We start from the raw sequence: 13,133 nt of genomic DNA, 5'->3' as shown, positions 1-13,133 counted from the left end.
GGAAGAGACAGAAGGGGGACGGAAGGGGGACGGGTGGCGGACGGACCGGGGGGAGGCCCGCCCGCCACCCGCGTCGTTCACCCGCCGAGCCTCACCGGAAGCTCGTACAGGTCGTTCTGGGTGACCACCGGCTTGTTGCGCAGCTCGTCCGCCGGGACCGCCAGGTCCAGCTTCGGGAAGCGGGCGTACAGGGCCGGGAGGGCCACGCCGGCCTCCAGGCGGGACAGGGCGGCGCCGGGGCACACGTGCGGGCCGTGGCCGAAGGAGATGTGCCGGTTGGCACTCTCCCGGGTGATGTCGAAGTCACCGGCCGTCGGGCCGTGCGCCTGCTCGTCGCGGCCGATCGCGGCGTACGACACGATCAGCGCGTCACCGGCCGGCAGGACCTTGTCGCCCACCGGTACGTCCTCGGTCGCGAACCGGATCAGGACGTGGGACGTCGGCGTGGCGTACCGGAGCGTCTCCTCGACCACCGCCGACCAGTCCGCCTTGCCGGAGAGCACCAGCTCCCGCTGGTCCGGGTGGGTGGAGAGGTTGACCACCGCGTTGACGATGAGGGAGATGGTCGTCTCGTGGCCGGCCGCGACCATCAGCTGGAGCGTGGCGACGATCTCCTCGTCGGTGAGGCTGTCGCCGTTCTCCGACGCCTGGATGAGCGCGGAGGTCAGGTCGTCGCCCGGGTTCTCGCGCTTGTTCGCGACCGTCTCGGCCATGATCCCGGCCAGCTCGGTCAGCGTCGCGACGACCTCCTCGGGCGGGGTCTGGGTGGAGAAGAACTTCTCGAAGAGTTCCTTCAGGCGCGGCAGCCGTTCCTCCGCCAGACCCATCAGGTCGGCGACGACGTACATCGGCAGCGGGTAGGCGAACGCCGCCTTCAGGTCGACCGTGTCGCCGGGCTGCGCGGCCACCTGGTCCAGCAGGCCCTCGGTCAGCTCCGTGATCCGCTCCCGCATCCGCTCCACCCGGCGGGGCGTGAGCGCCTGCGCGACCAGGGTGCGCAGCCGGCGGTGGTCGGCGCCGTCCACGGTGAGCATGGAGCGGGGCGGGTTGGCCAGCCCGATCAGGGGCCAGTCGGGGGCGATCTCGCCGCGCTGCCAGGCGGTCCAGACGTTGATGTCCTTCACCACGCGCGGGTCGGTGAGCAGTTTCTTCGCCTCCGCGTGGTGCGTGACCGCCCACACCGGTACGTCACCCGGCAGCGTCACGGCGGCCAGCGGTCCGGCGGCCCGCAGCGCGGCGCTCTCCCCGTCCAGGTCGGAGACGAAGGGGTCGAGGGGGATGCGGGTCTGCTCGGTGTCGGTCGTCATGGTGTCCGTACCAGCCGTCATGCGAGCGAGCCTCCAAGGGCGGGAGTGGGTGTGAACGTGACCGGGAGTTCGGACAGTCCGCGCAGCCACGGCGACGGGCGGCGGGCCAGCTGCGCGGCCGGCACCGCGAGGTCGATGTCCGGCAGCCGGTCCAGTACGACCTCGATGCCGGTCCGGGCGATCACCTCGGCGATCTCCTGCGCCGGGAACGGGCAGCGGTGCTCCCCGTGACCGAAGGAGAAGTGCGCGCTGTTGCCGCCGGTCAGCGCCGAGCCGTCGGTGCGCACCTGCGGATCGGAGTTGGCGCCCTGCAGGCCGAGCAGCAGCATGTCGCCGGCGCGGACGCGGCGACCGCCGAGCTGGGTGTCGCGGGACGCCCAGCGGGCGGCGATGACCTGGGACGGCGTGTCCTCCCACAGCACCTCGTTCATCGCCTCGGCGATGCTGTTGCGGCCCCCGAAGAGGGAGGCGGCGAACCGGGCGTCGGTGAGCATCAGGTGCAGCGAGTTGCCGATCCAGTCGGCGGTCGGCTGGTGCCCGGCCGCCAGCATCACCATCATGTCCTGGACGATCTCCTCCTCGGTGAAGCCCGAGGAGTCGGCGAGCATCCGGGACGCGACGTCCTCGGCGGGCGCGCTCCTGCGGGCGGCCACCAGCTCCGTCATCGACGTGAACAGGTGGCTCTGGCCCGCGAGGGCCCGCTCCCGTCCGTCGATCATGTCGTTGAGGGCGGTGACCAGGTCCGGGCCCTCCTCGTCGGAGAAGCCGAAGAGCCGGGCCAGTACCCGTACCGGCAGCAGCATCGCGAACTCGCCGATCAGGTCGGCGGTGCCCTCGGAGCAGATGCCGTCGATGAGCTCGTCGGCGAACTTCTCGGCGTACCCGCGCAGTTCGAACGGGTCGACCGCCTCCAGCGCGTTCCCCAGCATCCCGGCCCGCTCGCGGTGCCGCTCGCCGACGGTGTACAGGATCGACGGCTGCCTGCGGCCGATCATCGGCAGCAGCGGCCAGTCGTCGGGGATGTTCTCCCACTGGTTCCACAGGTCGGAGTCGCGGCTGAACAGCACCGGGTCGCCGGTGATCTGGTGCAGCTCGCGGTAGCCGAGCACCAGCCACGCCGGGGCGTCCCCGTCCAGCACCACCGGGACGACGCTGCCGTGTTCGCGTCGCATCTCCCGGTAGACGCGGGCCGGGTCGTCCTGGAGCAGGGAGCCTTGGAAGCGGACGGCATCGGGGACGGAGGCGGGACTCACACCAGCTCCTGACGGGGGGCTCGGACCGGGGCGGCGTACAGGGCCTGGATGTGCTCCACCAGCGTGATCAGCACGATCTTGCTGGACTCCCGCGACCGCGCGTCGCAGTTGACCAGCGGCACGTGCGGGTCGAGGTCGAGGGCCTCGCGGATCTGCTGCGGGGTGAAGGTGGGCCCGCCGAAGTCGTTGCAGGCCACGATGAACGGCGTGCCGTGCTTCTCCAGCCGGTCGATGGCGTACCAGGAGTCGTCGATGCGCCGGGTGTCGACCAGCACGACCGCGCCGAGCGTGCCGGAGAACAGCCGGTCCCACAGGAACCAGAAGCGTTCCTGCCCGGGGGCGCCGAACAGGTACAGCACGTTGCGCGTGTCGAGGGTGATGCGGCCGAAGTCGAAGGCGACGGTGGTCGCGGTCTTGCCGCTCACCCCGCTGGTGTCGTCGACGGCCTCGCCGGCCTGGGTCATCGTCTCCTCGGTGTTGAGGGGACGGATCTCGCTGACCGAGCGGACCATCGTCGTCTTGCCGGCGCCGAAGCCGCCCACGACCACGATCTTCAGGCCGTTGTCGGCCGACGCGTCGAGCGGCGTGCGCGTCTCAGAGGTTGCGGAGTCCAACGAGCACCTGCTCCAGGATGTCGGGGTCGGGTACGGCGGCCTTGCGGGGGTGTCGGGCGCTGACCCGGCCCGCCGCCTGTAGGTCGGAGAGCAGGATCCGGGTGATGCTCACGGGCAGTTTCAGCTCGGCCGCGATCTCCACGACCGCCGTGGGGCGTTCGGTCAGCCGCAGGATCGCCGCGTGCTCGGACTGCATGCCGGGCACCGGATCGCACTCGGCGACGACCAGGGTCACCAGGTCGAAGGGGTTGTCGGGACCGGACCGGCTGCGCCCTCCGGTGAGGGTGTAGAGCCGGTCCGGGGCGTCGTCCCTGCCGGGCCTGCTCATGAGGTGCGCGGCTGCGCGGTCAGGTGCTCGCCGAGCTGCTCCACGAGCTCGCTCATGTTGTGCCCGACGAGCCCGGCGTCCGCGTCCTCGGCGGTGACCACGGCCAGGTGCGCGCCCTCGCCGGCCTCCACGATGAACAGCACACCGCCGTAGAACTCGGTCATCGCCGAGCGCACGCCGCCGCTGCCGTCGCCGAACTCGACGGAGGCGCCGTGCGACAGCGACTGGATGCCGGCGGCGATCGCGGCGAGCTGGTCGGCCTGGTCGGTGGAGAGCTCCGGGGTGCGGCACAGTTTCAGGCCGTCACGGGAGAGCACGAGCGCGTGCCGGGCACCCGGCGTGCGCTCCAGCAGGCCCTCTATCAGCCAGGTGAGCTTCTCGTCGGCGGTCGTCGTGCCGGTCATGAGGTGGTGTCGCCTTCCGGGGTCGCGGGGGTGGGCTGTGCTTCGGGGGTCGCGTCAGGGGTCGCGTCGGTGGTGGTGCCGGTGTCCGGGTCGGCCGTGGCGTCCGGGGTGGGCGGGCGGACGGCCTGACGGAAGCTGCTGAAGCGGGCGGTGCGCGCCTTGGTCTCCTCGGCGGTCGGGGCGGGCCGGGGGGTGGTGGCACGGCCGCCCGGACGCGTGCGCTCGGCCTCGGCGAGGGTCCGGCCCCGGCGGCGTCGGGGCAGCACGAGCGGAGGTGTGTCGGAGCCCCGGTCCGGGGACTCGTGGGTCGGCACCGGGTCGGGGTCGAGGTCGGCGCCCGCGCGGGAGGCCGCGTAGGAGAGGGCGGGGCGGGTGCTCCCGGGGATCGCCGGCCGGTCCGCCGGGGCGGTGCCGGTGCCGCCGTCGCCCGCGGTGTCGCCGTCGTGCGCGGTGACGTGGCTCGTCTCCGGTTCCGGCCGGCCGGGGGCGGTTTCCGCGCGGTGGCCGTGACGGTGGGGGAGGGTGCGGGCCGACTCGTCCGCCGAGGGCTCCGGGGTTCCGGAGCCGTGCGTCCCGGTGAGCGCGGCCGGAGTCGTGGGGACGGACGGGGTGCCGGCCGAAGCGGTGGCGCGGGGTGTCGGCGTGGTGGTGCCGCCGGTCGTCGCGGTGGTGCGGGACATCGATGGGGTGGTGCCGCCGGTCGTGGCCGGGGTCGCGGGGGCCGCGTCCGGTGGTACGAGGATGTCCTGCGGGACGAGCATCAGGACGCCCGTGCCGCCGCGGGCCGAGGGCCGGTAGGAGACCCGGAGTCCGTACCGCCGGGACAGCCGGCCGACCACGGCGAGGCCGAGCCGGGTGCCGGTGAGGCCTCCGAGTTCGGCGGACTCGCCGGAGACCGCGCGCTCGGCGCGACGCAGCTGCGCCTCGCCCATGACGAGCCCGCTGTCCTCGACGGACACGATGACGCCGGCCGGGACCTCCTCGACGTAGACGTGGACCTCGGCGGTCGGCGGTGAGAAGTTCGCGGCGTTGTCGAGGAGTTCGGCGAGCGCGTGCATCACGCCCTCGGCGGCGTGTCCGGCGACCGCGGTGTCGCTGGTGGAGTGGACCCTGACCCGCTGGTAGCCGTTGATCCGGCCCATGGCGCCGCGCAGGATGGACTCCATGGCGATGGGCCGGGCCCAGCGGCGGCCGGAGCGGGCGCCGGTGAGGACGGCGACGGAGTCGGCAAGCCTGCCCGCCTGCGCGGTGCGGTGGTCGAGGTGGAGCAGGTCGGCGAGGACCTCCTCGTCGTGGTGCTTCTCCTCCATCGCGCGCAGGTCGGCGAGCATGCCGGTGGACAGGGCCTGCATGCGGCCGGCCGCGTTGGCGGTCGCGGACAGCGCGGCGGCGCGGGCGCCGTCGGCCTCGCGCAGCCGGGTGGTCAGCCGCGCGTTCTCCGCGGTGAGCCGGTCCCGGTCCGCCCTGAGCCGGTCCCGCTCCTCGGTCAGCCGGTCGCGCTCCTCCGCGTGGTCGCGGGCCGACCGGGCGGTGTGGGCACCGTGTTCCTCGGTGATGAGGCGCAGTTTCTCGGCGTGTTCCTCGGTGAGCCGTCTCAGTGCGGTGGCGTGGTCGTCCGTGAGCCGGGCCCGCTCGTCGGCGTGGTCCCGCGTCAGACGGGCGGTGTCGGCGGCGTGCTGCTGGGTGAGGCGGTCGCGTTCGGCGGCCAGGGTCTCGGCGAGGTGGTTGCGCTCCTGGTCCAGCTCGGCGGACAACCGGGCGCGCTCGCGGGTGAGTTCGCCGGTCAGCCGCTCGTGCTGGCGGCGGGACTCCTCCGTCAGCCGGGCGCGTTCCTGGAGCAGTCGGCCGACGTCCTGGGTGACGGCGTCCAGCCGTGCCCGGGCGGCTCGCGCCGACAGGACGGCGTACGTGGCCACCGTGGCCGCCGCGCACAGGAGCACGGCGGCGATCGCCCCGACCACGACGACGGAGCCGACCGCGTCGTCCGGGACGAGGAGGAGGGCGGCGAGGACCGCGATCGCGGCGACCGCCGCGGTGAGCAGGGGAACGGGCAGCAGGCTGCGGGGGGTGGGGCGGTCACCGGGGAGCAGGGGAGAGGTCATCAATCAGGGTCCTCGGTCGGGTCCTCGGTCGGTCCGCGGGCGTGCGCCGTCGTGTCTGCGCGGCCCCCGGGCGGGCTCGATGGTGATACCGGACCCGATTCGGGGGGTCGCTTTCCGAACGGGCCCGACAACTGCGCGCAACTCGCGGTCACTATATGGGAGTTCGTGATCGACTTGGGAAGATTCCGCTTCCGTTTTCGGTAACCGACCCTTCGCGTGCGTGCCCCAGGACCTTCCCGGCGTCGCGGGACGTGTGTGCCGTCGCCCGCCGTCCGGCCCCGGCGGAGGCATCCTGAGGGCATGACGGATCACCGGGAACTGTCGGCCGGGCTGCGGGCGGCCGTGCGCGGCGAGGTCGACTTCGGCACGACCGCACGTGCGCTGACCACGATGGACGCCTCCAACTACCGCCGGGTGCCGCTCGGTGTGGTGGCCCCACGGGACGCCGACGACGTGGCGGCGGCGCTGTCGGTGTGCCGGACGTACGGCGTCCCCGTGGTGCCGCGCGGCGGCGGCACCTCGATCGCGGGGCAGGCGACCGGCACGGGTGTGGTGCTCGACTTCACACGGCACATGAACCGTCTGCTGTCCCTCGACCCCCGGGCGCGCACGGCGGTCGTCCAGCCCGGCCTCGTCCTCGACCGCCTCCAGGAGGCCGCCGCCCCGCACGGCCTGCGCTTCGGACCGGACCCCTCCACCCACAGCCGCTGCACCCTCGGCGGCATGATCGGCAACAACTCCTGCGGCTCCCACTCGGTGGCCTGGGGCACGACGGCCGACAGCGTGCGCGAGCTCGCGGTCGTCACCCCGCGGGGGGACCGGTTGCGGCCGGGACGGGCGTGGGCGGGCGCTCCGACGGGCCTGCGCGAGCTGGTGGAGGGCGAACTGGCCCGCCTGCGCACCGGTTTCCCGGAGCTGCCCCGCCGCATCTCCGGATACGCCGTGGACGCCCTGCTGCCCGAGAGGGACGCCGACGTCGCCCGTTCCTTCTGCGGCTCGGAGGGCACGCTGGGCGTGCTCACGGAGGCGGTCGTGGACCTCGTACGGGCACCCCGCGCGCGTGCGCTCGCCGTGCTGGCGTACGCGGACGAGAGCGGGGCCGCGGAGGCGGCGGCGGGGCTGCTGCCGTTCGGTCCGCTGACCGTGGAGGGCATGGCGGCGGACCTGGTGCCGGCCGCGGCGGACCTCCCGCGCGGCGGCGCCTGGCTGTTCGCGGAGACCGGCGGGGACACGGCGGCGGAGGCACGCGCGCGTGCGGAGACGATCGTCCGCGCGGCGGACGTCGTGGACGCCCTGGTGGTCACCGACCCGGCGCGGCAGCGTGCGCTGTGGCGGATCCGGGAGGACGCGAGCGGCACGGCGACCAGGATGCCGGACGGGACGGAGGCCTGGCCCGGCTGGGAGGACTGCGCGGTGCCGCCCGCCCGGCTCGGCGGATACCTGCGCGACTTCCGGGCCCTCATGGCGGACCACGGGCTGCGCGGCGCCCCGTACGGGCACTTCGGGGACGGCTGCATCCACGTCCGCATCGACTTCGACCTGCTGACCGCGCCGGGCGTCGCCCGCTTCCGTCGTTTCTCGGAGGACCTCGCCGACCTGGTCGTGGCCCACGGCGGCTCGCTCTCCGGCGAGCACGGCGACGGGCAGGCCCGCGCCGAACTCCTGCCCCGTATGTACGGCGCGGAGACGGTCGCCCTCTTCGAGCGCGTGAAGGCCGTCTGGGACCCGGACGACCTGCTCAACCCGGGCATGCTGGTCCGCCCGGCGCCCTTGGACACGAACCTCCGCTTCTCCGTCCTCCCGCGCGAACCGGTGGACGTCGCCTTCGGCTACCCCGCCGACGGCGGCGACTTCTCGGCGGCGGTGCGGCGCTGCGTGGGCGTCGCCAAGTGCCGTACGACGTCCGTGTCGGGGCCGGCGGTGATGTGCCCGTCGTTCCGCGCGACGGGCGAGGAACAGCACTCCACGCGCGGGCGCGCCCGCCTGCTGCACGAGATGCTCGCGGGTGAGCTGGTGACCGACGGCTGGCGGTCCACGGAGGTGCGGGACGCGCTGGACCTGTGCCTGTCCTGCAAGGGCTGCCGCTCGGACTGCCCGGTCGAGGTCGACATGGCCACGTACAAGGCGGAGTTCCTGCACCACCACTACGCGGGCCGTCGTCGCCCGGCCGCGCACTATGCGATGGGGTGGCTGCCGGTGTGGCTGGGCTGGGTGGCGCGGACCAGGTCGGCGGGGGCGGCGAACGCCCTCGCCTCGGTGGGCCCGCTCGCGCACGTGGTGAAACGGCTGGGCGGGATCGCGGGCGCGCGGGAGATCCCCCGGGTGGCGGGGGAGACGTTCACGCGGTGGTGGCGGGGGCGGGGAGCGCCCTCCGGTGAGGGGAAACTGGTGGTCCTGTGGCCGGACACGTTCACCGAGCACCTGTCACCGTCGGTGGGCCGGGCGGCCGTGCGCGTGCTGGAGGCGGCGGGCCTGCGGGTGGCGCTGCCCCCGACACTGCGGCCGGGCGGACGCCCGGTGGGCGACGCCCGTTCCCGCTCGGCCCTGTCCTTGCTGGCGGCCCGCAGGGGCCGGGTCTGCTGCGGCCTGACGTACCTCTCCACGGGCCAGCTCGACCGCGCGCGCACGGTCCTGCGCCGCACCCTCGACCTCCTGGAACCGGTCCTGGCCACGGACGCCCCGCTGGTGGTCCTGGAACCGAGCTGCGCGGCGGCCCTGCGCACGGACACGCCGGAGCTGTTGCACGACGATCCGCGCGCGGCGCGGCTCGCGGCACGGGTGCTGACCTTCGCGGAGGTGCTGGAGCGGCACGCCCCGGACTGGACCCCACCTGTGCTGAACCGCCCGGTCACCGGCCAGACCCACTGCCACCAGCACGCGGTCCTGGGAGAGGAGCCCGACCGCCGACTTCGCGCGGCGGCCGGCCTCACCGGCGAACTGGCGGGCGGCTGCTGCGGCCTGGCGGGCAACTTCGGCTTCGAGGAGGGTCACTACGAGGTCTCCAGGGCCTGCGCGGAGGACCAGCTCCTGCCGTCGGTACGGAAGGCACCCGAGGAGGCGGTCGTCCTGGCCGACGGCTTCTCCTGCCGGACGCAGTTGGAACAACTGGCGGGCGTCCGGGGGCGGCACCTGGCGGAGGTCCTGGCGGCTGCTCTGGAAAAAGAGTGAGCAGTCGCCGCCCTGGTGTCCTCGACGCGCTCAGTTGAGCCGCCCCAGCCTCCGCCCCCGGCTCTCCGCCACCCGCAGCGCGTCGGCGAGGGCGTCGGTGAGGCACTCGGCGAGGTGGCGGAGTTCACCGCGCGGTGTGTCCGGGAGGAGTTCCCGGGCGTGGGCGAGCAGTTCCCGGCCCATCCCGAGCTGCACGGCCTCGGTGGTGTCGGCCAGCCGGGAGACGGGCCCGCCATGGTCATCGCCGATCAGGTAACAGGCCTTGTCCTCGTCCCCGGCCCAGGGCAGCAGACGCGGCTCGCGCGGTTCCCTCATGCCGCCTGCCTCTCCTGGAACCAGGACGCGGTGACGTACGGGCGTACGGCGACGGTCTCGGCTCCGTCCAGTACGGAGGGCAGGCCGTAGGGGCTGCGGTGGGAGGGGAGGGACCGCCGGGTCACGGCCGGAGGAGGCGCGGACGGCGTGGGCCCGAGAACCGCGTGGGGGCCGGTACGGCGGTGCATCCCGCGTGGGTGGAGCAGCACGCTCACCCATGTGATGAGGCGGCCGATAGGGTCGGTCATGTCATCAGCTCCGATCAGTACTCACTGGTGGCCACGCCCCTGGACGGCGGCATCCGTCGCGGGGGTCTTCTGTAAGGCATTCTAGGCATGCTAGGGGTCCCATGGATCGCCTATCGCGCTAAGTATGCTCATCCTGAATCGGTGATCGAGTTCGCTCCCGACATCCCCCGCTGGCGCCAGGTCGCCGAGGTGGTGCGTGGTCGCATCGCCGACGGCACCTACCCGCCGCGTACGCGCGTCCCCTCCGTCGTGCAACTCACGGCGGAGTTCGGGATCGCCAACGCGACAGCGCACAAGGTGCTCCGGGCGTTGCGTGAGGAAGGCCTGACCTACACGGAACCCGGCCTCGGCTCCTTCGTCGCCGCACGGCCCGAGGCATAGTGCCCGCCGGGGTGCCCGCGCGTACGGGCCGGCACCCTCAGGGTGCCGTCTCGCCCCGCACCAACGGCCCGCACGCCGGCTGGACGCCCTCCGGGAGGTCGTCCGGCCGGCACCAGCGGGCCTCCAGGATCTCGAAGGGGTCCAGGCGCAGTTCGCCGCCCAGCAGGCGGGCCTCGTAGGCCACCTCCATGCGCGTGCGGAAGCCACTGTTCAGCATGGTCAGGCGGCCCACCTCCACGTCGAGGTTCGTCTCCTCCTTGACCTCGCGCACCACCGTTGCCCGGAAGTCCTCCCCCTTGCGCGCGAAACCGCTCGGCAACCCCCACTGGCGGCCCGGCGGCCACATCCGGTGCCGGAGCAGCAGCACCCGCCCCTCGTCGTCGCGCACCACACCGGTCACGCCCACCACGAACTTGGCGTGCAGCAACCACATGATGCGGCTCTGCGCGGGGCGCAGGAGTCGCCAGAGACGGGCGATGAGTCGGCGCACGGGACCTCGGGCGGTGTGGGAGCGGACGTGGATGATCACCGGTGGGAAAGGTACCCGCTGTGTCCATGTGATGAACGGAGTTGACCTGGGCGGGGCGGGAACCGCATTGTCAGGTATATAAGTGCTCCACGGTACTGACTCGGTTCAATACTCTGGACTGGGAAGTTCATCAAGATGCACACTCGGTACAGGCAAGTGTCCGCTCCGACGTCCCTGGAAGGCCCCGTGACCACCCCCAGCGCCGCCACCCCGTCCACCACAGCAGGGACGGGGCAGCACGGCCACGCGCCCGCCCCGGCCGGCGCCCCGCGCGGACGGGGTTCCCTCGGACCGGTCGGCCTGGTCCTCGCCGGTGGGATCTCCGTGCAGTTCGGCGGGGCGCTGGCGGTGACGCTGATGCCCCGGGCCGGCGCGCTCGGGGTCGTGACGCTGCGGCTGCTGGTGGCGGCGCTCGTGCTGATGGTGCTGTGCCGACCCCGGCTGCGCGGACACTCGCGCGCCGACTGGGGCACGGTGATCGTCTTCGGCATCGCCATGGCCGCGATGAACGGCCTCTTCTACCAGTCCGTCGCGCGCATCCCGCTGGGCCCGGCGGTCACGCTGGAGGTCCTCGGCCCGCTGGCCCTGTCCGTCCTGGCCTCACGCCGTGCGGTCAACCTCGTGTGGGCCGCCCTGGCCCTCGCGGGTGTGTTCCTCCTCGGTGGCGGAGGCTTCAGCGGTCTCGACCCGCTGGGTGTGGCCTTCGCACTGGGTGCCGGCGCCATGTGGGCGGCGTACATCGTCTTCAGCGCGCGTACGGGCCGCCGCTTCCCCCAGGCGGACGGACTCGCCCTCGCCATGGCCGTGGCGGCGGTCCTCTTCCTGCCGCTGGGCGTCGTCGAGTCCGGTACGAAGCTCCTCGACCCGACGGTCCTCGGCCTGGGCGCGGCGGTCGCGGTGCTGTCCTCCGTCCTCCCGTACACCCTCGAACTCCTCGCACTGCGCCGCCTGCCCGCCTCCACCTTCGCCATCCTGATGAGCCTGGAACCGGCCCTCGCCGCGGCCGCCGGCTTCCTCATCCTCGACCAGGCCCTCTCCACCGCCGAGGCCGCCGCCATCGCCCTGGTCATCGCGGCGAGCATGGGGGCGGTGCGGACGCAGGTGGGGCGGGGGAAGGCGAAGGGGGCGGGGGCCGTCTCCTGACGATCGCCGGGCGCGGCACGGCACGGGGAGTCCGCCGGTGACCGCCCGCCGGGCCCCCGGCCGGCTGCCCGTGCCGCGTCCGGTGGACGGGAGTGCCCCGATTCCCGAACACCACGCGAGTCGCCGACGGGGTCGCTTCTCCGGGCGACGGGGCACGAAAGGGCTGCGGGTGTCGCATGGCCGGCCCGTCGAACGGGGCGGGGCGGACACGGACGAGTCGAGACCGGCGGCGGCCGCGGCGCGAGCGGTGGCGGAGAGTACCCGCCGGCCCGGTCCCCGGAGGCCGGGCTGCGGCAAGCGGAACGAACCGTGGGTCGTCCGACGGATCCGTTCGACGGCGCGGCCCTGACGGAGGAACAGCGCGCCCTGTGCGCCGGGGACGTCCGGCTCAAGGACCTCGACCCGGCGGCTCAGGCACTCGGCCGGTACACACGGCGGACGCGCGCCGACCGGAAACCGGATCTCGTCGTCCGCGGCCCGGCGGCCGGACGGTTGGGGACGCGGTCGACACCGCGGTGCCGTCGTGACCGCGCGGGCTCCGGCGGCGGGGGTGGGCGACGGCGCACCTGGGTAGGGACGGGGCAGTCACAACGGGGGCGCAGGGGGAGCGACATGCTGGCGGGGGCGATCGGTGATCTGCTGCTGGGGCTGCTGGCCAGTTGTCTGAGCGGCCTGGCGGTGTGGCTGTGGCAGCGCGGCAGGCACACCCGGGACCTCCGGCTGCGGATGCGCGTCGTCGGCGCCCGTCCCGGCGACACCTGCCTGATCGTGATGAACAACAAGTACGGCGCCCCGGGCACCACCCATCACCACGACGTGCAGGCGATGATCGAGGCGGCCGTCCTCAGCCACAGCCTGCGGTGCGAGGTCGAGATCGTCCGCAGCGACGACTTCCGGGGCGGCAACGAGGACAAGCCGGAGTTCTGCATAGGGGGTCCGCTCGGTTCGAACGTGCGCAGCGCGGGCCACCTCGCCCACAGCCTCCCCGGCGTCGTGTTCCACCCCTACACCCATCCGGACCATCCGTTGGCCATCGAGGCGGGTGGCGAGCTCTACCGCTGGGACCGCGGGAACGAGGGGTACGCGCTGCTCGCGAAGTTCACCGCTCCGGGAGGGGACCGCCCCGTCGTCCTCGTCTGCGGGCAGAGCGCCGTCACCAACCACGCCGCCGCGTACTTCCTCCGCCACTCGTACCGCCGGATAGCGGACACCGTCTCCTCCACCGAACGCTTCTGCCTGCTGCTGAAGGTTCCCTCGATCCGCACCTACGGCTTCCAGGGGGTCACCCTGGAACGTGACCTCACCGACACGGTCTTCGCGCCCGGGACGTAGCGCTTCCCG

At 73.5% G+C, this 13,133-nt stretch carries 13 protein-coding genes; 4 read left to right on the top strand and 9 right to left on the bottom strand.

Annotated features, from left to right (window positions below; all coding sequences use genetic code 11):
- Positions 1–77 precede the first annotated feature (77 nt).
- The 6 genes from AB0A94_RS25705 to AB0A94_RS25680 are packed head-to-tail and all read right to left on the bottom strand — an operon-like array spanning position 78 to position 6,008.
- Entirely contained in the window at positions 78–1,328 is a 1,251-nt protein-coding gene (locus AB0A94_RS25705) for a cytochrome P450 (protein ID WP_361747986.1), read from the bottom strand.
- On the bottom strand, positions 1,325–2,560 hold the full coding sequence (locus AB0A94_RS25700) for a cytochrome P450 (protein WP_361747984.1): 1,236 nt from the start codon (positions 2,558–2,560) through the stop codon (positions 1,325–1,327). The genes AB0A94_RS25705 and AB0A94_RS25700 overlap by 4 nt, the downstream gene beginning before the upstream one ends.
- On the bottom strand, positions 2,557–3,174 hold the full coding sequence (locus tag AB0A94_RS25695) for an ATP/GTP-binding protein (protein WP_361747982.1): 618 nt from the start codon (positions 3,172–3,174) through the stop codon (positions 2,557–2,559). Before AB0A94_RS25695 ends, AB0A94_RS25700 begins: the two co-directional genes overlap by 4 nt.
- Entirely contained in the window at positions 3,155–3,502 is a 348-nt protein-coding gene (locus AB0A94_RS25690; RefSeq protein ID WP_217130489.1) for a DUF742 domain-containing protein, read from the bottom strand. Before AB0A94_RS25690 ends, AB0A94_RS25695 begins: the two co-directional genes overlap by 20 nt.
- The gene (locus AB0A94_RS25685; protein WP_361747980.1) at positions 3,499–3,906 is read right to left on the bottom strand and encodes a roadblock/LC7 domain-containing protein; all 408 of its coding nucleotides are present in this window, start codon (positions 3,904–3,906) and stop codon (positions 3,499–3,501) included. The genes AB0A94_RS25690 and AB0A94_RS25685 overlap by 4 nt, the downstream gene beginning before the upstream one ends.
- Positions 3,903–6,008: an ATP-binding protein gene (locus AB0A94_RS25680; RefSeq protein ID WP_361747978.1), complete on the bottom strand. Its 2,106-nt coding sequence runs from the start codon at positions 6,006–6,008 to the stop codon at positions 3,903–3,905. Before AB0A94_RS25680 ends, AB0A94_RS25685 begins: the two co-directional genes overlap by 4 nt.
- Before the next feature lie 300 nt (positions 6,009–6,308).
- On the opposite strand from AB0A94_RS25680, the gene AB0A94_RS25675 reads away from it, so the two are divergent.
- Positions 6,309–9,176, top strand: coding sequence for an FAD-binding and (Fe-S)-binding domain-containing protein (locus AB0A94_RS25675; RefSeq protein WP_361747977.1), 2,868 nt, complete (start codon positions 6,309–6,311; stop codon positions 9,174–9,176).
- A 30-nt stretch (positions 9,177–9,206) separates the two neighbouring features.
- Here the strand turns inward: AB0A94_RS25675 and AB0A94_RS25670 are convergent, their stop codons facing one another.
- Complete coding sequence (locus tag AB0A94_RS25670) at positions 9,207–9,491, bottom strand: hypothetical protein (RefSeq protein WP_361747975.1); 285 nt, start codon at positions 9,489–9,491, stop codon at positions 9,207–9,209.
- Entirely contained in the window at positions 9,488–9,739 is a 252-nt protein-coding gene (locus tag AB0A94_RS25665; protein WP_361747974.1) for a hypothetical protein, read from the bottom strand. Before AB0A94_RS25665 ends, AB0A94_RS25670 begins: the two co-directional genes overlap by 4 nt.
- Before the next feature lie 141 nt (positions 9,740–9,880).
- Here AB0A94_RS25665 and AB0A94_RS25660 point away from each other — a divergent pair, with 141 nt between their 5' ends.
- A complete protein-coding gene (locus tag AB0A94_RS25660; RefSeq protein ID WP_361747972.1) occupies positions 9,881–10,120 on the top strand; it encodes a GntR family transcriptional regulator in 240 nt (79 codons plus the stop codon).
- A 37-nt stretch (positions 10,121–10,157) separates the two neighbouring features.
- On the opposite strand, the gene AB0A94_RS25655 is transcribed toward AB0A94_RS25660, so the two are convergent.
- Positions 10,158–10,610, bottom strand: coding sequence for an NUDIX domain-containing protein (locus AB0A94_RS25655; protein WP_361748053.1), 453 nt, complete (start codon positions 10,608–10,610; stop codon positions 10,158–10,160).
- A gap of 225 nt (positions 10,611–10,835) precedes the next feature.
- On the opposite strand from AB0A94_RS25655, the gene AB0A94_RS25650 reads away from it, so the two are divergent.
- Together AB0A94_RS25650 and AB0A94_RS25645 are read left to right on the top strand one after the other, a co-directional pair.
- Positions 10,836–11,792: an EamA family transporter gene (locus AB0A94_RS25650; RefSeq protein WP_361747970.1), complete on the top strand. Its 957-nt coding sequence runs from the start codon at positions 10,836–10,838 to the stop codon at positions 11,790–11,792.
- Positions 11,793–12,404: 612 nt separating this feature from the next.
- On the top strand, positions 12,405–13,124 hold the full coding sequence (locus tag AB0A94_RS25645; RefSeq protein ID WP_361747968.1) for a hypothetical protein: 720 nt from the start codon (positions 12,405–12,407) through the stop codon (positions 13,122–13,124).
- Positions 13,125–13,133: the final 9 nt, after the last annotated feature.

It is taken from the genome of Streptomyces sp. NPDC044984, assembly GCF_040646935.1.
Classification (GTDB): Bacteria; Actinomycetota; Actinomycetes; order Streptomycetales; family Streptomycetaceae; genus Streptomyces.
The sequence above is the reverse complement of the archived record's forward strand: the minus strand, read 5'-3'. Positions and strand labels throughout refer to the sequence as shown.